Consider the following 24,665-nt stretch of genomic DNA (forward strand, 5'->3'; position numbering starts at 1 on the left):
GCGATTGTTTGGGCTTGCTTTTCATGGCAATGGCCACATTTAGCCCAGATACTCTTTGCATACCACTATGAAAATATTTGATCGATTGCTAGGGCGTCAAAGCGCCGCACCAAGTACAGGAAATAACACCGTGAGTGAACAACAACTAGAAGTGATCCGCCAAGCCCTGTCTTTGCTGATTGATCCTGATACAGGTAAAGATTACGTTAGCAGCAAAAATATTAAAAACCTGCGCTTTGAAAATGGCGTTGTTAGCTTGGATTTAGTGTTGGGTTACCCCGCGCAAAGCCAATTTGCAGTGCGCGAACAGCAAGTAAAAACGGCGTTGCGAGCTCTGGATGGCGTTACAGACGCTAATGTGACGGTGAGCAGCCAAATCGTTGCGCATTCAGTGGCGCGTGGCATTCCATTGCAAAAGGGAATTAAAAATATTATCGCCGTGGCATCAGGCAAAGGCGGGGTAGGTAAATCGACAACGTCGGCCAATTTGGCTTTAGCCTTGGCGGCGGAAGGCGCCAAAGTGGGCCTGCTGGATGCGGATATTTACGGCCCAAGCCAGCCGACGATGATGGGCGTTGCCGATCGTCATCCCGAGTCGATCGATAATAAATACATCAAACCGATTGAAAATCATGGCGTGCTCAATATGTCGATCGGGTTTTTGATCGACCCTGAGCAACCCATGGTATGGCGCGGCCCAATGGTGACGCAGGCGTTAACACAATTACTGAATGACACCCTGTGGGGCGAGCTGGATTATTTGGTGATTGACCTGCCGCCGGGCACCGGTGATATTCAGCTGACCTTGTCGCAAAAAGTGCCCGTGACCGGCGCGGTGATTGTCACTACGCCGCAAGACATTGCGCTGCTGGATGCGCGCAAAGGCTTGAAGATGTTTGAAAAGGTCGGCGTGCCAATCTTGGGTATCGTTGAAAATATGAGCATGCACGTATGCAGCAATTGTGGTCATATCGAGCCGATTTTTGGCGAAGGTGGTGGCGCAAAAATGGGTGAGGAATATGGCACCGAACTGATTGGTAAATTGCCACTTGATTTATCGATTCGTTTGAATGTGGATGCCGGTACACCAACCGTTATCGCCGAACCAGATGGTGAAATCGCCGCGATTTACAAGCAAATTGCCCGTAAAGTGGCGGTTAAGGTGGCTGCGAAGTCGCAGGACTTCTCGAGTAAATTCCCAAAGATTGTCATTCAAAATACATAATTTCTGCTTGTGTAAGACGTTTGAAGCGCACGCTAAGGCCCAAGTCTGGTATCCTTAGCGTCAGCGTCTTGTTTAGGATGGCAGGACCATAAAAACCGCTTAACCACGATTGAGCTTCCCGAATTTAGAGACATCACGATGACCGACACGCAATTAGGCGCGCTAATCATCGCCGGCGCATTTGTTGGCGCGGTATTTGCCTATAACCAGTGGCAAGAATATCGCTATAAAAAACAAGCAAACAAAGCCTTTGCCCGTAATCAGGACGATGTGCTGATCAATACCCCAAAAAACTTGGTGCGCAAAGGCGATGCGCAGCGTCTTGAGCCTGTGTTTGGCGCGAGCAACGTGGCCGAAAAATCCGAGCCAATGCTCGATAATGAGCCAGAAAATTCGTCAGCTCCCGAATATGATGTTCCACAGTTTAGTGCGCCAGCTGTGCGTTATGATGAAGACATGCCGGATGATATTCCCGATCTTCCTCCGTCATACCGCTCAGCGTATGTTGTGCCAGCAAAGACTGAATCTGAATTGGCGCCTTATACCCCTGAAGTAAAGCCTTTGGATGATGTGCCCAAATTCTTGATCGCTGAGGATAAAGGTGCCACCACAGCCGCAGCTGCGGTCCCGCCAGTCTTGGCGCAGGAAGAGGGCGAGGCGCTGGTAACTAGCTTAATCGATCCCTCGCTTGATTTTATCGCTGAAGTGCATGCTGGTTCGCCGATTGTGGCTAGCGATGTTCCGCCGTTTCCAGCCAACAAACGCGTGCAAATTATTGGCTTGAATCAGCTGGATCAATGGGAAGTGGTGAATTCAACCAGCCGCAATCGCTATTTGGAATTGCGCGTGGGGATGCAATTGGCTGATCGCCAAGGCCCGATTACCCAAGAATCACTGAACGCGTTTTGCATGGGCGTACAGCAATTTGCTGACGAGCACGAAGGCACGGTTGTTACATTCCCGCAACGCTCCGCTAAGCTCACTGCAGCACGCGAGCTTGACGATTTTTGCGCCTCGGTTGATGTGTTGATTGGTCTGAATTTGCCAGCGGGCGCACGTCCTATCCCGATGGAAAAAGTACGCATCCACGCCGAAAATGCCGGCATGGTGCGTGCTAACGATGGCACTTTCCAATATCGCAGCGATTCGGGGAAAACACTGTTTGTCTTGGCTAACCAAGACCAAACCCCGCTGATGGCCACCTCGCAAGGTCTGACCTTGCTGTTTGATGTGCCGCGCGTTGCGGGTGGTATTGCGGTATTTGATTATTTAACTGAATTTGCGCAAAGCTTGTCGCAGGCGCTAGCACTTGAATTGGTTGACGATAATGGCAAGCCGCTGAATGCGCAAAGCTTGGTTAATATTCGCCGACAGCTCGCTGATTTGTATGCGCGAATGGATGATCGTGGCATTGCACCGGGCTCGGTGGCAGCTTTGCGTCTTTTTGCTTAATGGATTAGCCGCTTTATGGCAAACACAGCGCCGCTTCACTGGAAGCGGCGTTTGTGTTTATAGCTTCAGAATTGGAAAAAAAGATGAGTGAACTTGCTCAACAAGCAGCTGTGCTGCGTGAAAAACTCAATCAATATGCGCATGAATACTATGTGCTCGATGCGCCAAGCGTGCCCGACGCCGAGTACGATCGCTTGTTCCGCGAATTGCAGGCTATTGAGCTGGCAAACCCCCAATTGCAAACCCCCGATTCGCCAACCCTGCGTGTTGGTGGTAAACCTTTGCCGCAATTTTCCCCGGTAACTCATGCGGTGGCTATGCTGTCAATACGCACTGAAACCGATGTTACCGAGCAAGGGGCTTTGGCGTTTGATGCCAGTGTGCGCAAAGAGTTAGGGTTGGCAGAAAATGATCCACCGGTTGAATACGCCGCTGAGCTGAAGTTTGATGGCTTGGCGATCAATTTGCGCTATGAAGATGGCGTGTTGGTGCAGGCCGCCACGCGTGGCGATGGCGCTACAGGCGAGGATGTGACGCAGAATATCCGTACGATTGGGCAAATTCCATTGCGGCTGAAAGGCGATGCCCCTGCGCTGCTTGAAGTGCGTGGCGAGGTGTATATGCGCCGCGATGATTTTGCCAAGCTGAATGCTAAGCAAATTGCCGCAGGTGAAAAAACATTTGTGAACCCTCGCAATACCGCTGCTGGTGCTGTGCGGCAGCTAGATCCTGCGATTGCTGCGCAACGTCCTCTTTCTTTCTATGGGTATGGGCTTGGTGATCTTTCTGGGTGGGATTCACAGCCTAATACCCATGCTGGTATTTTAAATGCTCTGCGCGATTTTGGCTTTCCGGTGTGCGATTTACGGGCCGTGGTATTGGGTGGCGTGGGCTTGGCACAGTTTCATGCGCAAGTGGCGGCGCAACGCGATGAGCTACCGTTTGATATTGATGGTGTGGTTTACAAAGTCAATTCCATCGCGCAACAGCGCCAATTGGGTTTTCGAACGCGCGAGCCGCGCTGGGCAGTAGCGCATAAATATCCGGCGCAAGAGGCCTTAACCACGGTTGAGGCGATTGATATACAAGTGGGGCGCACTGGTTCGCTAACGCCGGTGGCGCGTTTGGCGCCGGTGTTTGTTGGGGGCGTCACCGTCACCAATGCCACATTGCACAATCAAGATGAAATCGATCGCAAAGACGTGCGCGTTGGCGACACGGTGGTGGTGCGCCGCGCAGGGGATGTGATTCCTGAGGTGGTTTCGGTGGTTTTCGAGCGTCGCCCGATGATCGAGCAGCCCGGTGCGGATTTATTTACGCCAACCCAAGTGCCGCAATATCCTGCGTATCGTATTTTGGAACTCTATCCAACTTGTCCGGTGTGTGGCTCAAAAACGGTGCGTGAGCCTGAAGAAGCGCGGGTGCGGTGCACTGGTGGTTTGTTTTGCTCAGCGCAGCGTAAAGAGGCACTCAAGCATTTTGCTGGGCGCCGAATGATGGATATTGAGGGTTTGGGTGACAAGCTGATTGAGCAGTTGGTTGACGCTGACTTGGTCAAAACCCCTGCTGATTTGTATCGATTGAACCTAAGTCAGTTGGCGGGGTTGGAGCGCATGGCCGAAAAATCGGCGAATAATTTACTCGCGGCGATTGAGGCTAGTAAAAGTACCACGCTCTCGCGCTTTATATTTGCGCTGGGTATTCGCAATGTCGGCGAGGCGACTGCCCGTGATTTGGCACAGCATTTCACCAGTTTGGATGCATTGCAAGTGGCCACTGTCGAAGATTTGCAGGCCGTGAATGATGTTGGCCCGATTGTTACGCAGTCGATTATTGAGTTTTTTGCCGAGCCGCATAATCGCGAAGTGATTGCCTCGCTGCTAGAAGTGGGGGTCAATTGGCCGGTCATCGAGGCCAAGCCGCTCGATGGGGTCTTGGTCGGTAAAACTTTGGTGATTACTGGTACCTTGCCGACGCTGAGTCGTGATGAGGCCAAAGCCTTAATAGAAGCCAATGGCGGCAAGGTGGCAGGTAGTGTGTCTAAAAAAACGGACTTTGTGCTGGCAGGTGAGGCGGCTGGAAGTAAATTAGACAAAGCGCAATCCTTGGGGGTGGCTATTCTTGATGAAACCGCATTGCGACGAATGCTAAATGTTTAAAAAAATGAACATTAAGTTTAGATGAATGGCGTTGACATTTTTGTTTATTTAATTGAACATGCAAGCCATGCGAAAGACTGAAGCCCTGCAACTATTTGGTACACAAGCCCGCCTCGCCGATGCGCTCGGGCTTGGTCGCTCTGCCGTTTCTCAATGGCCTGATCAGCTCAATTTAAAGCAAGCCGATCAAGTAATGGGCGCTGCGCTGCGTTTGGGGCTGCTCGACAACACCGTCTCATATCAAGGAAATACCATGCAAAAAATTCGTAAAGCCGTGTTCCCCGTGGCAGGGATGGGCACTCGTTTTCTGCCTGCAACGAAGGCAAGCCCGAAAGAAATGATGTCTGTGGTGGATAAGCCATTGATTCAATACGCGGTGGAAGAAGCATTGGCAGCGGGTATTACCGAGATGATTTTTATCACCGGTCGCCACAAACGCAGTATTGAAGACCACTTCGATAAAGCGGGTGAACTTGAAGCGGATTTGGAGGCAAAACAAAAAACCAAATTGCTCGAAGTGTTGCGCGGGATTATTCCTAAATCCGTAACGTGTATTTATATCCGCCAGCCAGAAGCTTTGGGTTTGGGTCATGCGGTATTGTGCGCCAAGCCAGTCGTGGGTGATGAGCCATTTGCGGTGATTTTGGCAGATGACTTGATTGATGGTCATGGCGTTTCGGAAATGAAACGCATGGTCGATGTATTTGGCGATACGCACTGCTCGGTGCTTGGGGTGGAAGAAGTGGCGCCAGCCGAAACGGGCAGCTACGGGATTGTTGAAGTAAGCGAAAACGCCGGCCGCCTGCGCGTGGGTAATATTGTTGAAAAACCAAAACCAGAAGAAGCACCGTCGAATTTGGCCGTAGTGGGGCGCTATATTTTGACGCCACGCGTGTTCCATCATTTACAGCATGTTCAGCCTGGTAAAGGCGGCGAGATTCAATTGACCGACGGTATTTTCGCCTTGATGCAAGAGCAGCACATTTTGGCGCACAAGCTGCAAGGCACGCGTTACGACTGCGGTAGCAAAATCGGCTTTTTGAAAGCGACGGTTGAATTGGGGCTAAAACATCATGAGGTAGGTGAGGAATTCACTGCCTATATGAAGGAATTTTGTCAGACATTTTAATAGATGAGCTTAGAAAACCCCAAGATGGCTTAGCGATCTTGGGGTTTTCTTTTTGAATTGTTAAGTATTTACTGTGCAAGAGACTGTAGGCTTGATAAGATAAAGTTCTTATTTTTGATGTCACTTTGCTTTCATTTTGTGACAATAATAAGATCTCTAAAACGATGAAGGAGCAATCAGATGTCTACGCAAATCGATTCAGTATTGATTGATGAAACTAAAGATGCTTTGAAAGAAACAGCACAATTAATCGAAGCAGCAGCCAATGCACAAGGTGAAGAGGCAAAGGCACTCTATGCCAAGATTGCTGATAATCTGCGCAGTGCAAAACATCGTTTGACCGAGCTAGAAGGCAATGCGGTCGAAAAAGCCAAAGTTGCTGCTAAACACACCGATGAATATGTACATAATCACCCGTGGCAGGCCGTGGGTGTTGGTGCCGCGATCGGCTTGTTGGTTGGCTTTTTGGTCGCACGCCGTTAATTGGTATGAGCTCGATTCGAGAAGCTTTGGGTGGCTTAATTGCCACCCGTGTGGCACTTTTTGGGCATGAGCTGCGTGATGAGCTGGATCGTGTGGCGTTTATGATCGGCTTGGCGGTGGCTCTTGCATGTGCGCTGATTTTAATGCTGAGTTTCTTCGGCTTGACCCTGCTATTTAGTTTCTGGGCTTACCGCATTTTAATCTGTGCAATCACTACGCTGGTGTTTCTAACGATAGCCTTGGTGGCATGGTGGAAAGTTCGGCAGCTTGTACAAGTGCTAAAGCATCCCTTTCCATTGACGTGTGAAGAGTTTGTGCAAGATCGGCAATTGCTTAAGGCCGTTTTAAAGCCAAATCAAACTGCGACTGAGGAACAAAATGCCTAATCAAGCGCGCGAGCAAAAGAAACAGCATTTAGTGTATGCCTCGCAATTGCATCGTCTGCAGCTGGAAACCAAACTGCTTGAATCTCGACGGCCGATCAAACTGGCGAGCTCCTTCATGGGCGGGGCCGCGTCTTGGGGCGTTTTGACTACACTTGCCCTTAAAATGGGTAAGTCCTACCCAGCAGTTGGTCGCTTAGTGCGAGGCTTGAAACTGTTTAGTGTTGTTTTTACCGTGGCAAGAATGATGCGTAACAAATAAACCGAACTCCTTGGGCTTGCGTATAATCGTTGGCATCCATGGAGTTCGTTTGCATGTTTAAATACCTCGAAGATTTTGTTGGCAATACCCCGCTGGTTAAGCTCAAGCGCTTGCCAGGTAGCACCTCAAATACCATCCTACTCAAACTTGAAGGCAATAATCCGGCCGGCTCGGTCAAAGATCGTCCAGCCTTATCGATGATTACGCACGCCGAACGCCGTGGCACGATTAAGCCCGGCGACACACTGATTGAAGCCACCAGCGGCAATACCGGCATTGCACTGGCAATGGCGGCGGCGATGATGGGTTATCGCATGGTCTTGTTGCTGCCAAAAAATTCCAGCGTCGAGCGCATCCAAACGATGAAAGCCTACGGCGCTGAAGTGATTTTGACCGAAGGGATGGAAGACGCGCGCGATCGTGCACAGGCGATGGCTGCCGCAGGCGAGGGCTTGATTCTCGATCAGTTTTCAAACCCCGATAATCCGCTGGCGCATTTTGAAACGACGGGCCCAGAAATTTGGCGCGATACGCAAGGGTCGATTACGCACTTTGTATCGAGTATGGGCACTACCGGCACGATTATGGGTACGCGCCGTTATTTAAAGCAGCAAAATGAAGATATCCAAATCGTTGGCGTGCAGCCTTGCGATGGCGCGCAAATTCCGGGCATTCGCAAATGGGCGCCGGAATATTTGCCAAGTATTTGCGATTTTTCGCTGATTGATCAGGTGCTGGAAGTCACGCAAGCTGAAGCCGAAGAAATGACGCGTCGCCTCGCGCGCGAAGAGGGAATTTTTGCCGGTATTTCATCGGGTGGCGCCTTGGCCGCGGCATTGAAACTGTCTGAAACTGTAGAAAACGCCGTGATTGTCAGCATTGTGTGCGATCGCGGCGATCGCTATTTATCGACTGGCGTTTTCCCCGCATGAGCCCGCAAATTATCGAATACATTGGCCTTGCCGCAGGCACCTTAACGACAATTTCGTTTGTGCCGCAAGTATGGCAAGTGTGGAAAAGCAAATCGGCCAAAGATATTTCGCTCGGCATGTACAGCATTTTTGTCACGGGCGTTGCACTTTGGTTGGGGTATGGGCTGCTAGTTGGCTCTGCGCCTGTGTATCTGGCCAATACTGTTGCTTTGATTTTGGCGGGAGCGGTGTTGGTGATGAAAATTGTCTTTGATCGCAAAGAAAAGCAGGGCAAAGAATGACGCCGGTTGACTTGCATTGCCATTCGAATATCTCCGATGGTTTATTGCCGCCCGATGAAGTGGTGCGCAAAGCGCATGCGCGCGGCTGCCAGTTGTTTGCGCTGACCGATCACGACGACACGCGGGGTTTGGCGCTGGCCAAGTCGACGGCGGATGAGTTGGGTATGCAGTTTATCAACGGCGTTGAGATTTCGGTCAGCTGGGGCAAGCACACCTTGCACGTCGTCGGCCTTGGTTTTGACGCGAATAATCAGGCTTTGCTCGATGGTTTAGCGTATGTGCGCTCTGGCCGCACCGAACGCGCCGAGCGAATGGCGGCGGCGCTGGAAAAACTCGGTATCGAAGGTATCTTAGAAGGCGCACGCCGCCATGCGGATAACCCAGAAATGATCAGCCGTTCACACTTTGCGCGCTTTTTGATCGAAACCGGCCGTTGCAAAGACATGAAATCGGTGTTCAAAAAATTTATGGTGCGCGGCAAGCCCGGCTTTGTTGAGCACGAGTGGGCGCGTTTACACGATGCGATTGACTGGATTCGCGGTGCGGGCGGCGTGGCGGTGTTGGCGCACCCAGGTCGTTACGATATGGGCAATGAAACGATGCGCGTGTTGTTGACCGAATTTAAACGCTTGGGCGGCGAGGCGATTGAAGTCGTCTCCGGCAGTCACGGCCATGCCGATGTGGGGCGCTTTAATCATTTGGCCAAAGAATTCGGCTATCTTTGCTCTAGCGGCACCGATTACCACGCCACCGGCGAAGGCGCGCGCGAGCCGGGTATGAACGCCGATTTGCCGATTGGCTGCGAGCCAGTTTGGATGCGTTGGGCGCCCGATTTAAAACCGATTGTGGCCAACGCCACGCTTTAAAGAAGTTAAAGCCAATGTCTCAGTTTTTCTCAATTCACGCCGAAAACCCGCAAGCGCGCTTGATTAAGCAGGCGGTCGAAATTATCCGCAAGGGCGGTTTGATTGTGTACCCCACCGATTCTTGCTACGCCTTGGGTTGCGCGCTGGATAATAAAGACGGGTTGGAGCGCATTCGTCGCATTCGTCAGCTCGACGATAAACATCATTTTACGTTGGCGTGCAGCGATCTCTCGCAATTGGGCACGTATGCCAAAGTTGATAATCGCACTTTCCGCATGCTCAAAGCGGCTACACCCGGCAGCTACACCTTTATTTTGCAAGCGACCAAAGAAGTACCGCGCCGCGTTTCGCATCCGAAAAAACAAACCGTCGGTTTGCGCGTGCCTGAGCATGCGGTGGCCTTGGCTTTGTTAGAGGAATTGGGCGAGCCGATGTTGTCGACCACCTTGCTGTTGCCCGATGAAGAATACCCGATGACCGACGCGTGGGAGATTCGGGATCGACTGGAGCGTGACGTCGATTTGGTGATTGAGGGCGGTTATTGCGGTACCGATCCAACGACGGTGGTTGATTTATCCGATGATTACCCGCAAGTACTCCGTGAGGGCAAAGGCCCGTTAACGCCGTTTGGTTTGTAACACTCAAGCCAAAGCCTTTTTGCCAATATATTGGGTATTGCTTGCTAGGTTAATTACTTATTATGCTGTAGCTATATACCGGTGTCGGTATATTAAAAGGATAAAATGGAACTCAATCTGATTCAAAATATCGCCGTTTGGGCCTTGCCGGTGCTGTTTGCCATTACGGTACACGAAGCCGCCCACGCGTATGCGGCTAAGCGCTTTGGCGATCCGACCGCATTTTTAATGGGACGGATGACGTTTAATCCACTGAAACACATCGACCCGATTGGGACGATTGTCTTGCCGCTGATTTGTGTGCTGTTGCCAGGTGGCTTTTTATTTGGCTATGCCAAGCCAGTGCCGGTGAACTTTAACGCGCTACGCAACCCTAAGCGCGATATGCGCTGGGTGGCGGCGGCTGGCCCTTTGGCGAATTTGGCGATGGCGGTGTTCTGGGCGTTGCTGTTGCGCCTTGCAATGGGGCCTATGGATGGCAATAGCTTCCAATTACCATTGGCTTTAATGGCACAAGCGGGTATTCAGATCAATGTGGTGCTGATGGTGCTCAATTTGCTACCTTTGCCGCCACTCGATGGTGGGCGGATTTTGGTGTCGCTGTTGCCCAATCATTTAGCGTATAAAGTTTCGCGCATCGAACCCTATGGCTTTTTTATCTTGATCGGCCTGTTGGTGACGGGTTTGCTAAGCACCATTTTAAGCCCGTTTATGCATGCGGTGATGAGCTTGGTCAGCATTGTTTTATAAGCTGAGGTGAATGATGAGTAGTAAAAAGCAAGGCGGTGTATGGCTACCGATTGCCTTAATCGTAATTGGCTCTGGCTGGTTGATGCATCGCTTGGATATTTTTCCGAGTGTGAATTGGATTGTGATTTTGGCGCTGCTATTTGCCGGTATCGCCGTATTGCTGCTTGAAGGCGTGAATAAATCGACGGTCGTGATCGGCCCGATGCTGATTGCGGGCGGCGCGACGACGTTTTTGCAGCAGCACTACGACTTATCCCGCTCAGTACAAATCCCAATCCTGCTGATTTTGTGTGGCGTGCTAATGTTACTAGCGCGCTCTAGCCATATTCCACCGGCGCCGCCGAAAGCTTGGGAGCGATCCAAGCAAGATTAGGTATATTGTTGGGGCGATTTATTGATGTAACTTAGGTCAATATACCCAATGGTTTTGTGATGCTTGTGTAATAGCGCACAGCTAAAAAATGACTTGATATTGTTTTTTATAGCGAACAATGCGTTTCTGATTTGTAGTTTATTGTGATCAATGACTGCTGCTACTATGACGCCTGTGTTTTGCTTTATCGATTAAAGGATTAAAAATGTCTCTGACCCGCTCCGATTTTGATCAATACATGGTTCCTAATTATGCGCCTGCGGCGTTTGTACCAGTGCGTGGTGCGGGTAGCCGAGTTTGGGATCAGAACGACAAAGAATACATCGACTTGGCTGGTGGTATTGCGGTGAACTCATTGGGCCACTGTCACCCAGTGTTGGTTAATGCCTTGACCGAGCAAGCCAATAAGCTGTGGCATGTGTCGAACGTTTTCACCAACGAGCCTGCATTGGCTTTGGCGAAGAAGCTGGTTGAAGCGACCTTTGCCGACAAAGTGTTTTTCTGCAATTCAGGCGCTGAAGCGAACGAAGCAGCTCTGAAACTCGCGCGCCGCGCAGCGATTGAGCGTTTTGGTGAGCAAAAACACCAAGTGCTCTCAACCTTAAATAGCTTCCACGGCCGTACCTTTTTTACGGTAACAGTCGGTGGCCAGCCTAAATATTCCGACGGCTTTGGTCCAAAACCACAAGGCATTGAATATTTCGAATACAACAATCTGGACAGCCTCAAAGCGCTGATCAACGACAACACCGCGTGTGTCGTGATCGAGCCGATTCAAGGTGAGGGCGGTGTACTGCCTGCTGACCCTGCGTTTATCCAAGGCGTGCGCGAATTGTGTGATAAGCACAATGCATTCCTGATTTTTGATGAAGTGCAAACGGGTATGGGTCGTACGGGCTCATTGTTTGCCTACCAAGAATATGGCGTTACGCCAGATATTTTGACCAGCGCAAAAAGCTTGGGTGGCGGTTTCCCGATTGGCGCGATGTTGACGACAGCTGATATCGCCAAGCATTTAGTCGCAGGCACGCACGGTACGACTTACGGCGGTAATCCATTGGCGTGTGCAGTCGCTGGCGCGGTGCTCGATGTAATCAATACCCCTGAAGTACTCGCTGGAGTGAAAGCGAAGCATGAGCAGCTGAAAGCCGGCGTTGAAGCAATTAACGCCAAATACAGCGTATTCAAAGCCGTACGCGGCATGGGCTTGCTGATGGGCTGTGTGCTGGCTGATCAATACAAAGATCGCGCCAAAGACGTGTTAAACGCATCTGCCGCGCAAGGTTTGATGGTGTTGATGGCCGGCACGAATGTAGTGCGTTTTGCGCCGTCACTGGTCATTACCGACGAAGAAATCGAAACCGCATTGGCGCGTTTTGATGCGGCTTTGGCAGCTTTCGTTGCTTAATTCGCCGTAATTGATGAGCAAAAACCCGCTTTAGAGCGGGTTTTTTTATGGGTGAAAAAATGAAGTTAGCGATCATCATTGGCGGCTCACGCGGCTTGGGTTTGGCTGTATGCGAACAATATCGAAGCGCGGGCTGGCAGGTGCTGGAGTGCTCTCGTTCAGGTAGGGGTGAGGGGCATATTGATCTGGATCTTGCCAATATTGATCTATCAACCTATACCTCAGTATTGCGACAGTTGGCCGTGCAAGACTGGGACGAGGTGGTTTTGATAAATAATGCAGCCACGATTACGCCGATTAAACCGCTCGCCAAACAAAGCCATGCTGCACTGCTTGAAGCTCTGCAAATTAATTTCATTTCGGCAATTAGCTTGATTCATGGCTTTGTCGTCGCATTTGCACAACATCGTGCGCGCAAAGTGGTTGCGCAAATTTCATCGGGGGCGGCTCAGCGGCCAATTGCAAGCTGGAGTACTTATTGTGCGTGCAAGGCTGGCCTCGATCACTTTATGGCGGTGTTGGCGCAGGAGCAAAGAGTGGCAAAGCACCCAATTCTGGCGATTGTGATTGATCCAGATGTGATGGATACCGATATGCAAGCGCAAATTCGTGCCAGTACAAACGATGATTTTGCTGACTTGCCGCGTTTTATTGCACGCAAAGAGCAGGGGCTGTTGCGTACTCCTGACGAGGTGGCAAGATTTTGCCTTCAGGCTATAGCGCTGGCCGAACAGGGGTGCCGCTACGACATCGAGCTGGGTTTATAGCTTGAATTAATTGCAGCGAAATTGACTTAACTCAAGTCATTCTTTGCATTGAGTAGCAATAAGGGTTTTCCGTGTAAGGGAAAAACGCAGTGTTCCGCGCAACAGCAAAAGTGTAATTTGTACCAATTCCGAACTGTAACGGTAAAATTCATACCAATCTGATATGGATTACACATAAAACGGTCAGACTTCATCAACTAGGCTGAATCGTACTTATAAACCTCCTCAAGGGTGGCTAGCGTGGATATCTTTTTGCAACAACTAATCAATGGCCTAGTGGTCGGTAGCATTTATGCGCTGATCGCCTTGGGCTACACGATGGTGTACGGCATCATGCAGCTGATCAATTTTGCCCACGGCGAAATTGTGATGATTGGCGCGATGGTGACCATTACATGTATTAATTTACTCGTCGGTTCTGGCGTGCAATTACCGGGCCCAGCCTTGCTGCTGGTCGGTTTGATGATGGCAATTCCGGTGTCGATGTTTTTGGGCTACTCGATTGAGAAAATTGCCTACCAGCCGCTGCGTAAAGCCCCACGCTTGGCACCGTTGATTACAGCAATTGGTGTTTCTATTGTATTGCAGCAGGCAGCAATGCTGATCTGGGGCCGTAACTATCGCCCATTCCCACAGATTTTGCCTACCGAAGTGCATATTATTGGTGGTGCTGCGATCACCGATTTGCAAATCGCCATCATCGCCTTGGCGCTGATTTTGATGGGCGGCTTGTTCTTCCTGATTGAAAAAACCAAATTGGGTCGTGCGATGCGCGCTACTTCACAAAACCCTGAAGTGGCCAAATTGATGGGCGTGAATGTAAATACCATTATTTCGATGACTTTCATTATCGGCTCCGCTTTAGGTGCGATGGCTGGTGTGATGGTGGCTGCCAATTACGACCAAGCGCATGCTTATATGGGCTTTATGATCGGCCTGAAAGCCTTTACTGCGGCGGTGTTGGGAGGTATCGGTAATATCGGTGGTGCAGTACTCGGTGGCTTGTTGCTCGGTGTAATTGAAAGCATGGGTTCGGGCTACTTGGGTGACTTGACCGGCGGCGTATTGGGTAGTCATTACAAAGATATTTTCGCCTTTGTCGTGCTGATTATTGTTTTGGTGTTCCGCCCCTCTGGTTTGTTGGGTGAACGCGTTGCAGAACGCGCCTAATGGCCTAAGGAGCTGAAAATGAACGCTATGTTTATGGAAAATAATCGTAAGAATACGATGCTGCTGGCTGTCTTGGCTGTCGTATTGGCTGTGCTGCCATGGGTCTTGGGTGGCTTTTTTGAGAATGGCAATTCGTGGCTGCGCGCGGTTGACTTTGCCTTGCTCTACATCATGTTGGCGCTGGGGCTGAATATCGTCGTCGGCTACGCCGGTTTGCTCGATTTGGGCTATATCGCATTTTATGCTGTCGGCGCCTACTTATTCGCCATTCTAAATTCGCCGCATTTGCAAGCCATGTTGCCTGAGTGGTTAAGTCATCCACCGTTTTTGGTGATGATGGTGTTAGCTGCTGTAGTGGCCGGTATTTTTGGTGTATTGCTCGGTTCGCCAACGCTGAAGTTGCGTGGTGATTACTTGGCGATCGTGACTTTGGGCTTTGGTGAAATTATTCGTATTTTCATGAATAATCTTGATCGCCCAGTCAACATTACCAATGGTCCGCAAGGGATTAATAATATCGATGCAGTACAAATCGGAGGCTATGATTTTGGTCGTCCAGTTGAGTTTTTGGGCCTGACATTTGAAAAAATCCATCTGTACTACTACTTGATCCTTGCGTTCTGCGTCTTGATCATTTTTGTTTCAGTACGTTTGCAAAATTCGCGTATTGGCCGAGCCTGGGTAGCGATTCGTGAAGACGAAATTGCTGCGAATGCGATGGGCATTAATACACGCAATGTGAAACTGTTGGCTTTTGCAATGGGCGCGAGCTTCGGTGGTGTATCAGGCGCGTTGTTTGCCAGCTTCCAAGGCTTTGTATCACCTGAGTCATTTGTGCTGATGGAATCGATTATGGTGTTGTGTATGGTCGTTCTGGGTGGTATGGGTAATATTCCGGGCGTGATTTTGGGCGCAATTATTGTGTCGATTACCCCAGAAGTACTGCGCGATATTATCAACCCACTGCAAATGGCGATCTTTGGTGAGAAGGTGGTCGATCCTGAAAACTTGCGGATGTTGATTTTCGGTGTGGCGATGATTGTGATTATGTTGGTTCGCCCAGCTGGTTTGTGGCCATCGAAACGCCGCCGCGCGGAATTGCAGCCCAAGACCAAAGGTATTGCTTTACAAGAAAAAGACAGCTTGCAAGACGCGGAGCGCAACCATGACTGAAGTGTTATTAAGTATTGAAGGCATTAACAAGCGTTTTGGTGGCTTGCACGCGTTAAGCGACGTGGGCTTAACAATTAATAAAGGCGAAATCTACGGTTTGATCGGCCCCAATGGCGCAGGTAAAACCACGCTATTTAATGTGTTAACCGGGTTGTACCAGCCTGATGAAGGTAAATTTACTTTCAAAGGCAAGGATTTATTCCGCAAAAAGCCTAATATCGTCGTTGAAGCGGGTATTGCTCGGACTTTCCAAAATATTCGCTTGTTCGCCAATATGAGCGCGCTGGAAAATGTGATGGTTGGTCAGCACGTTCGCACAGCCGTGGGTGTTATTGGTGCGGTATTGCGTCATCCCAAAGCTAAAGCCGAAGAAGCTGCGATCAAAGCTAAAGCCGAGGCGTGGTTGGAATATGTGGGCATTGCAGACCGAGCGGATGAGTTAGCGTGTAATTTATCGTATGGTGATCAGCGTCGTTTGGAGATTGCGCGCGCTTTGGCGACTAACCCGACTTTGCTGGCGCTGGATGAGCCCGCGGCGGGGATGAATCCGAAAGAGACTGATGATTTGAAAAAGCTGATGGAAAAAATCCGCACTGATGGCGTGACCATTCTGCTGATTGAACACGATGTGAAATTAATGATGGGCTTGTGCGATCGGATTGCGGTGCTCGACTACGGTAAGAAAATTGCCGAGGGGATTCCAGAGCAAGTTAAAAATGATCCACGCGTGATTGAGGCCTACTTGGGAGTTGCACCTGAATGAGTACCGAACCGAAAGCTCTATTGCAAGTGAAAGATCTGAAAGTTGCTTATGGCGGCATTCATGCGGTGAAAGGCATTGATCTAGAAGTCAAAGAAGGCGAGTTGGTTGCTTTGATCGGCGCGAATGGCGCAGGTAAAACGACGACGCTGAAAACTTTGATGGGTATGGTGAAGCCTGCTGGCGGCGAGATTATTTTTGATGGTAAATCAACCAATAAACTGGCCGCTCACGATTATGTGAAAAACGGCTTGGTGATGGTGCCTGAAGGCCGTGGCATTTTTAGCCGCCTAACCGTCGAAGAAAACCTGCTGATGGGCGCTTATAGCCGCAATGACAAGGCCGAAATTTTGCATGATATGGAACGCGTTTATCACCTGTTCCCGCGCTTGAAAGAGCGTTATAAGCAATTGGCTGGCACATTATCGGGTGGTGAGCAGCAAATGGTCGCGATTGGCCGTGCGATGCTCAGCCGTCCTAAGTTATTGCTGCTTGATGAGCCATCAATGGGCTTGGCGCCGATTATCGTGCAGAAAATTTTTGAAATCATCAAAATGATTGCTGCTGAAGGCGTTACGATGCTGCTGGTGGAGCAAAATGCCAAATTAGCCTTGCAAACTGCTGATCGCGGTTATGTGATGGAGTCGGGTAAAGTTACTTTTAGTGATAATGCCGCAGCATTGCTGGCTAATGAAAAAGTGCAGCAGGCCTATTTGGGCGAATAATTGCTTTAGTTAATTTAAAACCCCGCATCTACCTCAAGGAGTGCGGGGTTTTTTATTGGGCAAGCAATTGAATATCACCACCGCTTGCAGCTGTGTTTGTTGTGATCGTGTATTCCGCAACAAGGCGAAACAATGGCCATTTACCGTCTTCATAGGGTTGAATCAATTGAATAATCGCACCATCAATTTGGGCTAATTGTTTTTCTATTACCTCGGCGATGCTTGGATGCGCCAGCGCTGCGTTGATATGACAATGCATTGGATCACTTGAAAAAACTAAATATTGATGTCCAAGGTAACGCTGCCATTGTTGAAATAATTCTGCGTTAGCGATGATAGCTTGATTGCCTGTGATAACTGCGATAACTACTTGTTGAATTAAATCCCAGTCGCTAGGCCCAAGGCAGGCAATTCTACCTCTACCTCGGTAGCAAAGCTCATTGTGTTCGCCTGTGATTGAGGGCAGCGAGAGTTTTTGACTCAACGGGCTACGGCGCGCAGCGTCTTCAAGTAGAATTTCCAAATCAACAGCTTGATCTAAATCTGGCCAGAGGTGAACAATTTGGCGTAATTGTTCAAATAAGGCCGGTAAAGCCTGATAGTGCGGTTGGCATGGGTCACTATTCTTAACCATTCGGAACAATGCCCATGGTCCGCCCGCTTTGGGGCCAGTCCCCGATTTATTTTGCCCACCAAATGGCTGACTTCCAACCACGGCACCAATTTGATTGCGGTTGATATAGTAGTTACCAATTTGGGTATGCTGAATAATTTGCTGGATATGGCGATTAATTCGGCTGTGAATGCCAAGCGTTAATCCATAGCCAAGTTGGTTCAGGTGATTGATTAAATCTGATAGCTCGGTGGCTTTGTAGCGATACACGCAAAGTACTGGACCAAAAATTTCCTCACCCAGTGCGGCTAATGTTGGTAATTCAATAAGAGTGGGCGCAATAAAATGCCCTTGCTGGCATTCAATGGGTAGGCGCGTTTGGAAAACGTCGTATCCCAAGCGTCGATAGGTGTTGATTGCAACTTGAATACTGCGTTCCGCCTTTGCGCTGATCACGGGGCCAATATCGGTGCTAAAACAGTATGGGTCTCCAACCACTAAGTCCAGCATGCATAATTTTAGCCGCTGTATTAATTCGTCTGCGATGGTGTCTTGTACACACAATAGGCGTAGGGCTGAGCAGCGTTGACCTGCGCTGTCAAAGGCCGAGCTAATAATATCGCGCAAGGCCTGATCAGCTTGAGCGCTGCTATCTACAATCATGGCATTAATCCCGCCAGTTTCGGCAACCAAAACGCCATTGGCACCAAACTCAGCCATTGCGGAACGAATTTTTCTAGCCGTTGCAAGCGATCCAGTAAAGCTTACGCCGTGACAGCGATGATCATAGGTTAGGGCTGCGCCAATCGCTGTCCCGCCAAGAAGTAGTTGCAATACATCGCTAGGAATACCAGCGCGATAACAGGCTTGAATAGCTTCATAGGCAATTAGTGGAGTTTCTGGTGCAGGTTTGGCTATCACGACATTACCTGCGAGAAGTGCAGAACTAATTTGCCCGATAAAAATGGCCAATGGAAAATTCCATGGGCTAATGGCGACGATGACACCAATCGCTTGCGGTGGATTATTTGCCCAGTTTGCTTTTGCTTGCGCTGCATAGTAGCGGCAGAAATCGATCGCTTCACGCAACTCGGATTGCGCGTTAATTAGTGTTTTCCCAGCTTCCCGAATCAGTAGGTTGATCAGTGTAATTGAGCTAGCTTCAAGTTCTGAGGCGAGTTTTTCAATTAAATTGATGCGCAAACTGATATCAAGTTTTTCCCAATTTTCTGCCGCGCAAATGGCCGCAGCAAAAGCATCTTCAATTGCAGAAAAATCACTTTCAGTGTATTGGCCAATCTGCTGATTTTTGTCGGCAGGATTAACAGCTATAAGGGTATTGCTTTGCTGGTTAATATTTTTTTTGGTTGTAGCTATATACCTATGCTCATTGAGTGTTGTTAATTTTTCAGCTAGCTGTTTCAAGTGCAAATAGTCTCCCACATCAAATAGTTGCGGTGTGAGGCGGGGACTAAAAATTCGATTGGGTGCGAGCAGTTTTGTAGGCGTAGCTTCAGTTGATGTGCTCGACTGGATTTGATGCACAAATGACGAGCTAGCGCCATTTTCAAGAAAGCGGCGCACTAAATAGGGTAGCAGTTGAGTTTGATCCCCAATTGGCGCATAGAGGCGGCAAGGTCGCTCGATACCCAGTTCGTTGGCGAGCCGATAGACGGTTTCGCCCATGCCATAGAGAGCCTGAAACTCATAATTTTGCAGACCTGCCATTTGATAGATGGCACAAATAGTAAAAGCATTATGGGTGGCAAATTGGGGGTAAATGCGGTGATTGGCCTGCAGTAAAACTTGCGCGCAAGCCAGATAGGCTTGATCGGTTAATGTTTTATTTGTCCAAACAGGATACTGTGAGAGCCCTGCTAATTGAGCAGACTTAATCTCACTATCCCAATAGGCCCCCTTGACCAATCTTACACTGATCGCACGATGGTACTCGCGGGTGTGTTGACACAGCCACTTAACAATGTGGAGGGCATTTTTTTGATAGGCTTGAATTGCAATGCCCAGCCCACTCCAGGCGATTAACTGTGGCTCCCGCATTAAGCGATCAAAGAGTTTCAGCGTCAATAATTGCCGCGCGCTTTCCTCCGCATCCACAGTTAAACCAATATCGTAGTGCTTTGCTAGTAGCGCTAAGTCCAATAGTCGTGGGTAAAGTTCAGCTTGAATCTGTTCGTCATGCAGGGTATCGAATTTAGGATGCAGCGCTGATAATTTTACCGAGACACTTGGGCCAAACTGGCCTGCGCCTTGGCTGTATTGGCCAACATGATGAATCGCAGATCGATAGCGTTCGGTGTAGTTTTCGGCCTCTTCTCGGTTTAATGCCGCCTCGCCCAGCATATCGAAAGAATAGCGAAAATCCACATCTTGTTTGCTTAAAGCAATGGCAATATCGTCGGCCATAATAAATTGGCCTGCTAATATTTTAAGCGCTTTTTTTACGGCTTCGCGGATGAGTGGACTTAACGCGGGGGAGTGCAAGTGATCCGCCCAATCCAGACCTAAGGTGGCCCAATTGATTAGCCAAGATGGGCTATTGCCGCGGTGATCGTGCCAATTGGCCGAGTGCAATTGTTCTTGAATAAAGAGATCAAGCTGATAATGATCTGGGATGCGTAAAACACCTTCGGCCAATTGCAGTAAAGCTCTGCCAGCTGGGCTAGATAATGGATATTGTGCCAACAGGCTGTCTAATCCCCCCAAGCTTTGGCGTGCAATCCGTAATTTTTGACTAAGTAAATGCCCCATCGCATCAGCGCGAAGCCCTTGCTCACCATTGAGTACGCTGATGGATTGAATCTGTCGAGCTGCGCTTTGTTCTTCCAGATACTTTGCTTGTGCTAGAGCTGTGAATGTTGATGTGAGCTCTGGAATTGCTAACGTTTTGCTTCGCATGACTTGATTCCAAAGTGGTCGAGTTTGCGTGCGCCTTTCTTGGGTTAAATCATGAATACAGGGCTAGCTTAAACGGTGAAACGATGAATTGTTTTATCCAGGTCTTGTGCAATATCACTGAGTCGCATCGATAGCTCGTTGGTGCTTTGTGCTGCGCTATGGTTTTCTTCACTCGCTTGGGAGATCTGCTCAACATGGCGCGCAATTTCTTGGCTGGCTGAGCTTTGTTCTTTAATCGCGTTGCTGATGCTGGCAATGTGTTCCACGGAGCGGCTGGTGACCGCTTCAATCAGTGACAAAGCTTCTGCTACGCTTTCTGTGCTACGAACGCCATCCTCTACTAATTTGCCGGCTGAGCGCATTCCTTCGGCCGCGGTACTGGTATCACGCTGAACGGAATCAATTTTGCTGGTGATTTCTACCGTGGCTTGCGTGGTGCGTTCTGCTAATTTGCGCACTTCATCAGCCACCACGGCAAACCCACGGCCAAGATCTCCTGCTCGGGCTGCTTCAATGGCCGCATTCAATGCTAATAAATTGGTTTGATCGGCGATGTCTTTGATCACCATCGCAATACTGCCAATTTCATCTGATCGCTGGTTCAGCTGCAAAATGAGCTCAGATGATCGGGTAATGGAAGCTGCAATTTGATTGATTTCGGTAGCTGCCCGATGTGCAGTTACCGAGCCTTCAGACGCGGTTTGTGCTGCTTCCCGCGATTCATGTTCCATATTTTGAGCATTGTCGGCAATCATATGAACACTTACTGACATTTGCTCAATCGCCGCAGCAGTGGAGGCCGCCGCTTCTGCTTGCAGCTGAGACGCATTCGTCACTTGTCCTGAGGCTTTTGCTAACTCGTGCGCAGCGGTGACAACAAGTTTAGAGTTGTTATTAGCTTGCCCAATCACCTCACACATACCACTAAATAGGCGATTTAGTACGGTAGCAGTCTGACCAATTTCATCCATATTTTTAATGGCTAATCGGCGGCCAATATGTCCACTGCGATCAATCTCGGTAATCTCTTGTTGGATGGCGGCCAGTGGCTTGCGTACTGATTGGCTTATGTAGACCGCTGCAAAAATGCCTAATGCGGTAGCGATGACGATAAGGGTGAGTGTTTTGGTCAGCGTTAATTCTTCTTTTTCTTTAATTTTGCCTGAAATTTGTTTTACCGAGGTAATTGCAGTCTCAGCATGCTCATCGGAATCCTCTGCTAATTTTCGCACCACCGATTTATATTTATCAAAAGCTGCGTTTGCGTCATGGGTGGTACTAAAAGCGCCGGCTTGTACCTGTGCTGCGATCTCATTGAAACTTGCCTCATAAGCGCTTAGTGATTCCGATAGGCCATTGAGCTCTTTTTTTTGTTGGTCGTTAGCGATTGTATTTAAATCTGCCAGTGTTTTTCGCGAACTGGCCACGGTCTCATCCCATTTTTTCTTATATTCCTGCACTTTTTCAGGCTTGTTCAAATTGATGAATAAATCCTTTTCAAAGCGGCGCAGTTGTAGCATATCTTCAGCAAAATCATTCATCCCTATGCCATAGACCAAGTCCGTTTTCAGTAAATTATCAATGGTTTCGGCAGAACTGCGCATCTGGAAAATACCTATCGCACCGACGATGACTAGTAGAGCCATTAGCAGCGTAAAGCCAGCGGTAATTTTGCGAGCTATAGAAAGACGTTGGAACATGGCGTCACCTTTTGGGCAAGAATACTTTCAATCAGTATATAAGCCGTGTTGTTCATAGCAAGCCTAGCGTGTATTTTTCATCCCTAGTGTGCAACTGGAGCATTTGATAAATAACTGTAATAATTACGCTTTTTGTGAGTTGGGATAGTCGATGTCTGAAGTGCAGGAATTAACGCCATATGAATTACTCGGTGGCGAGGCGGTGCTAAGAAAATTAGTTGATCGTTTTTACGACATTATGGAAACGGATCAACGCGCCGCGGGCATTAATGCAATGCACGGCAAAGATACGACCTTGATCCGAGAAAAGCTGTTTGAATTTTTGTCGGGCTGGTTGGGCGGGCCGCAATTATTTATTGAAAAATATGGGCATCCCCGTTTGCGCGCACGCCATATGCCATTCTCAATTGGTGAGGCGGAACGCAATCAGTGGCTGTTATGCATGTATCAGGCCATGAATGAAATCCCAATGAGCCAAGAATTGCGAGAACACTTGGAGCAGGCATTTTTCAAAACCGCTGATTTTATGCGCAATCAGTAGGGGTATTGGCCGCTATTGATTGATGGATAATGTTTTCAAAGCAATACATCAAAAAAGGTCGCCAAGGCGACCTTTTTTGTTATAAACCGCCAGCAAAATCATTTTGCCTCCAGGCCTCGTATACCGTGATGGCTACGGCATTCGATAGATTGAGGCTGCGATTATCTGGGTGCATCGGTAAGCGAATACGATCGTGTGGCTCAAATTCGGCCAAAATTTCAGCGGGTAGCCCGCGTGTTTCGGGGCCAAATACTAAAACATCGCCCGGTTTGTATTGCACTAAATCGTAGCGTTGTGAGCCTTTGGTGGTGCCAGCAAAAAAACGCTTGCCCGCCAACGCTGCGCGACATGCCGCCCAGTCTTCGTGCACCTGCATTTCGGCGTACTCATGGTAATCCAAGCCGGCGCGCCGCATTTTAGTGTCGTCCAACGGAAAGCCAAGTGGCTTGACCAGATGCAAACGACAGCCCGTATTGGCGGCCAGGCGAATAATATTGCCGGTATTAGGCGGGATTTCAGGTTGGAATAAAACAATATCAAACATAGATTTTTAGTAAGCTGATCAATGGGTTGGTATATAGATTGACTGATCTTGTTCGAGCTCTACACTGCAAGGAGTCAATGTCCATATGGGGCTGGTATATGCGCATGATACCAAAGGAAGTCTTAATCGCCGCGACCAAGATGGCAAAATTAGATGGTTTAACGCCAGAGCAAACGATGTCCTTGGTTTTTCGCGCACTAGATCATGAATTGAGCGAGCAAAACGGGCGAAAAATCAATCTGGCACGTACACCGGGAATTGGGAAGGCGATTTACGCCGCCTTGTTTGCCTACCCCGTCGAATTCATTCCAGATCAAAATTCACCCAATGGCTGGTGTTGGGATGTTGTGCTTCCAGAGCATGGCTACGGCCAAGCCTTTGAGCAGATGTTTCTTCAAGCGCAAATTAATGTCGATGAGCAACGCCAGCATCGGAAAGGTTACAGTCAAACTGACATTGCGCAAAACCAAAGGTTTTAGCCTGACATCAAGGGCTTGTGGCTGTTAGAATCAATCTAAATAATTGTTTGCCAAAGATGATTTATGACCCACACCGCCACCTTGCTCATTAGCTGCCCAGACCGCAAAGGCCTGTCTGCGGCGATTGCTAATTTTTTGTATACCTATAACGCCAATATCGTTCATTCTGATCAGCACCAAGACAGCACGGATAATCTGTTTTTAATGCGTATTGAATGGGATTTGTCCGACTTTACCCTTGATATGAACGCTTTTTCTGCCGCCTTCCAGCCGATTGCCGATCGCTTTGAAATGACTTGGAAAGTGGCATTATCAAATCGCCCGCAAAAAATGGCGATTTTCGTGTCGAAATACGATCACTGTTTAGTCGATTTGCTGCATCGCCATAAAAGCGGTGAACTGAAATGCGAAATCCCGCTGATTATTTCCAATCACGAAGATTGCCGCGCGTTGGCTGACTTTTACGGTATTGAATACCACGTGATTCCAGTCACCAAAGACAATAAAGCCGAAGCTGAAGCCAAGCAAAAAGCGCTGTTGCAGGAAAAAGGCATCGACCTCATCGTGCTGGCGCGCTATATGCAGGTGCTCAGCCACGAATTTACCGCAGCTTACCCGCAGCGCGTGATTAATATCCACCACAGTTTCTTGCCAGCCTTTGATGGCGCAAAACCGTATCATCGCGCGTTTGCGCGCGGCGTGAAGCTGATCGGCGCAACCAGCCATTACGTCACCGAAGTATTGGACGATGGCCCAATCATCGAGCAAGACGTTAATCGTATTACGCACAGTGACGACGTGGATGATCTGATCCAGATCGGCCGCGACTTGGAGCGCGTCGTACTGTCGCGCGCGGTGCGCTGGCATCTGGAACACCGTGTGTTGGTGTATTCAAACAAGACGGTGATTTTTAATTAAGCGGCATCATTCACCAAA

General features: G+C 49.1%; 25 protein-coding genes. 22 read left to right on the forward strand and 3 right to left on the reverse strand.

Annotated elements, in window-relative coordinates; all coding sequences use genetic code 11:
- Positions 1 to 67: 67 nt before the first annotated feature.
- From apbC to NT239_16080, 19 genes are all read left to right on the forward strand, one after another.
- Entirely contained in the window at positions 68 to 1,225 is a 1,158-nt protein-coding gene (gene apbC, locus NT239_15990; GenBank protein XGA71225.1) for an iron-sulfur cluster carrier protein ApbC, read from the forward strand.
- A 138-nt stretch (positions 1,226 to 1,363) separates the two neighbouring features.
- The gene (locus tag NT239_15995) at positions 1,364 to 2,677 is read left to right on the forward strand and encodes a cell division protein ZipA C-terminal FtsZ-binding domain-containing protein (protein XGA71226.1); all 1,314 of its coding nucleotides are present in this window, start codon (positions 1,364 to 1,366) and stop codon (positions 2,675 to 2,677) included.
- Positions 2,678 to 2,760: 83 nt separating this feature from the next.
- Complete coding sequence (gene ligA / locus NT239_16000; GenBank protein ID XGA71227.1) at positions 2,761 to 4,836, forward strand: NAD-dependent DNA ligase LigA; 2,076 nt, start codon at positions 2,761 to 2,763, stop codon at positions 4,834 to 4,836.
- A gap of 253 nt (positions 4,837 to 5,089) precedes the next feature.
- Positions 5,090 to 5,965, forward strand: coding sequence for a UTP--glucose-1-phosphate uridylyltransferase GalU (gene galU / locus NT239_16005; GenBank protein ID XGA72824.1), 876 nt, complete (start codon positions 5,090 to 5,092; stop codon positions 5,963 to 5,965).
- Positions 5,966 to 6,145: 180 nt separating this feature from the next.
- On the forward strand, positions 6,146 to 6,448 hold the full coding sequence (locus NT239_16010; protein ID XGA71228.1) for a DUF883 domain-containing protein: 303 nt from the start codon (positions 6,146 to 6,148) through the stop codon (positions 6,446 to 6,448).
- A gap of 5 nt (positions 6,449 to 6,453) precedes the next feature.
- Positions 6,454 to 6,834: a phage holin family protein gene (locus NT239_16015; GenBank protein XGA71229.1), complete on the forward strand. Its 381-nt coding sequence runs from the start codon at positions 6,454 to 6,456 to the stop codon at positions 6,832 to 6,834.
- The gene (locus NT239_16020; GenBank protein ID XGA71230.1) at positions 6,827 to 7,093 is read left to right on the forward strand and encodes a hypothetical protein; all 267 of its coding nucleotides are present in this window, start codon (positions 6,827 to 6,829) and stop codon (positions 7,091 to 7,093) included. The genes NT239_16015 and NT239_16020 overlap by 8 nt, the downstream gene beginning before the upstream one ends.
- A 53-nt stretch (positions 7,094 to 7,146) precedes the next feature.
- Positions 7,147 to 8,025, forward strand: coding sequence for a cysteine synthase CysM (gene cysM, locus NT239_16025; GenBank protein XGA71231.1), 879 nt, complete (start codon positions 7,147 to 7,149; stop codon positions 8,023 to 8,025).
- Positions 8,022 to 8,306 carry a SemiSWEET transporter gene (locus NT239_16030; protein ID XGA71232.1) on the forward strand — a complete coding sequence of 95 codons (285 nt, stop codon included), beginning with the start codon at positions 8,022 to 8,024 and terminating at the stop codon, positions 8,304 to 8,306. The genes cysM and NT239_16030 overlap by 4 nt, the downstream gene beginning before the upstream one ends.
- Entirely contained in the window at positions 8,303 to 9,172 is an 870-nt protein-coding gene (locus NT239_16035) for a PHP domain-containing protein (protein ID XGA71233.1), read from the forward strand. Before NT239_16030 ends, NT239_16035 begins: the two co-directional genes overlap by 4 nt.
- Before the next feature lie 14 nt (positions 9,173 to 9,186).
- Entirely contained in the window at positions 9,187 to 9,810 is a 624-nt protein-coding gene (locus NT239_16040) for an L-threonylcarbamoyladenylate synthase (protein XGA71234.1), read from the forward strand.
- Positions 9,811 to 9,915: 105 nt separating this feature from the next.
- Positions 9,916 to 10,560, forward strand: a complete 645-nt coding sequence (locus NT239_16045) for a site-2 protease family protein (GenBank protein XGA71235.1) — start codon at positions 9,916 to 9,918, stop codon at positions 10,558 to 10,560.
- Between the two features lie 10 nt (positions 10,561 to 10,570).
- Entirely contained in the window at positions 10,571 to 10,933 is a 363-nt protein-coding gene (locus NT239_16050; GenBank protein XGA71236.1) for a hypothetical protein, read from the forward strand.
- A 205-nt stretch (positions 10,934 to 11,138) separates the two neighbouring features.
- Positions 11,139 to 12,341 carry an aspartate aminotransferase family protein gene (locus NT239_16055; protein ID XGA71237.1) on the forward strand — a complete coding sequence of 401 codons (1,203 nt, stop codon included), beginning with the start codon at positions 11,139 to 11,141 and terminating at the stop codon, positions 12,339 to 12,341.
- A 59-nt stretch (positions 12,342 to 12,400) separates the two neighbouring features.
- Positions 12,401 to 13,108, forward strand: a complete 708-nt coding sequence (locus tag NT239_16060; GenBank protein XGA71238.1) for an SDR family NAD(P)-dependent oxidoreductase — start codon at positions 12,401 to 12,403, stop codon at positions 13,106 to 13,108.
- 240 nt (positions 13,109 to 13,348) lie between these two features.
- Positions 13,349 to 14,278 carry a branched-chain amino acid ABC transporter permease gene (locus NT239_16065; GenBank protein XGA71239.1) on the forward strand — a complete coding sequence of 310 codons (930 nt, stop codon included), beginning with the start codon at positions 13,349 to 13,351 and terminating at the stop codon, positions 14,276 to 14,278.
- A 27-nt stretch (positions 14,279 to 14,305) separates the two neighbouring features.
- Entirely contained in the window at positions 14,306 to 15,451 is a 1,146-nt protein-coding gene (locus NT239_16070) for an ABC transporter ATP-binding protein (GenBank protein XGA72825.1), read from the forward strand.
- Positions 15,444 to 16,214, forward strand: a complete 771-nt coding sequence (locus NT239_16075) for an ABC transporter ATP-binding protein (protein XGA71240.1) — start codon at positions 15,444 to 15,446, stop codon at positions 16,212 to 16,214. The genes NT239_16070 and NT239_16075 overlap by 8 nt, the downstream gene beginning before the upstream one ends.
- Entirely contained in the window at positions 16,211 to 16,936 is a 726-nt protein-coding gene (locus tag NT239_16080; GenBank protein ID XGA71241.1) for an ABC transporter ATP-binding protein, read from the forward strand. Before NT239_16075 ends, NT239_16080 begins: the two co-directional genes overlap by 4 nt.
- 52 nt (positions 16,937 to 16,988) lie before the next feature.
- On the opposite strand, the gene putA is transcribed toward NT239_16080, so the two are convergent.
- Both putA and NT239_16090 read right to left on the reverse strand, forming a co-directional pair.
- Positions 16,989 to 20,465 carry a bifunctional proline dehydrogenase/L-glutamate gamma-semialdehyde dehydrogenase PutA gene (putA, locus tag NT239_16085; protein ID XGA71242.1) on the reverse strand — a complete coding sequence of 1,159 codons (3,477 nt, stop codon included), beginning with the start codon at positions 20,463 to 20,465 and terminating at the stop codon, positions 16,989 to 16,991.
- A gap of 68 nt (positions 20,466 to 20,533) precedes the next feature.
- Complete coding sequence (locus NT239_16090; protein XGA71243.1) at positions 20,534 to 22,165, reverse strand: methyl-accepting chemotaxis protein; 1,632 nt, start codon at positions 22,163 to 22,165, stop codon at positions 20,534 to 20,536.
- A 151-nt stretch (positions 22,166 to 22,316) separates the two neighbouring features.
- On the opposite strand from NT239_16090, the gene NT239_16095 reads away from it, so the two are divergent.
- Complete coding sequence (locus tag NT239_16095; protein XGA71244.1) at positions 22,317 to 22,706, forward strand: group II truncated hemoglobin; 390 nt, start codon at positions 22,317 to 22,319, stop codon at positions 22,704 to 22,706.
- A 79-nt stretch (positions 22,707 to 22,785) separates the two neighbouring features.
- Here NT239_16095 and NT239_16100 read toward each other — a convergent pair whose 3' ends face one another.
- Positions 22,786 to 23,250, reverse strand: coding sequence for a tRNA (cytidine(34)-2'-O)-methyltransferase (locus NT239_16100; GenBank protein XGA71245.1), 465 nt, complete (start codon positions 23,248 to 23,250; stop codon positions 22,786 to 22,788).
- Positions 23,251 to 23,348: 98 nt separating this feature from the next.
- Between NT239_16100 and NT239_16105 the strand changes: the two genes are divergently transcribed.
- On the forward strand, positions 23,349 to 23,729 hold the full coding sequence (locus tag NT239_16105) for a hypothetical protein (GenBank protein ID XGA71246.1): 381 nt from the start codon (positions 23,349 to 23,351) through the stop codon (positions 23,727 to 23,729).
- Between the two features lie 63 nt (positions 23,730 to 23,792).
- Positions 23,793 to 24,647: a formyltetrahydrofolate deformylase gene (gene purU, locus NT239_16110; GenBank protein ID XGA71247.1), complete on the forward strand. Its 855-nt coding sequence runs from the start codon at positions 23,793 to 23,795 to the stop codon at positions 24,645 to 24,647.
- Positions 24,648 to 24,665 lie beyond the last annotated feature (18 nt).

This window comes from Chitinibacter sp. SCUT-21, from assembly GCA_041874755.1.
Classification (GTDB): Bacteria; Pseudomonadota; Gammaproteobacteria; order Burkholderiales; family Chitinibacteraceae; genus Chitinibacter.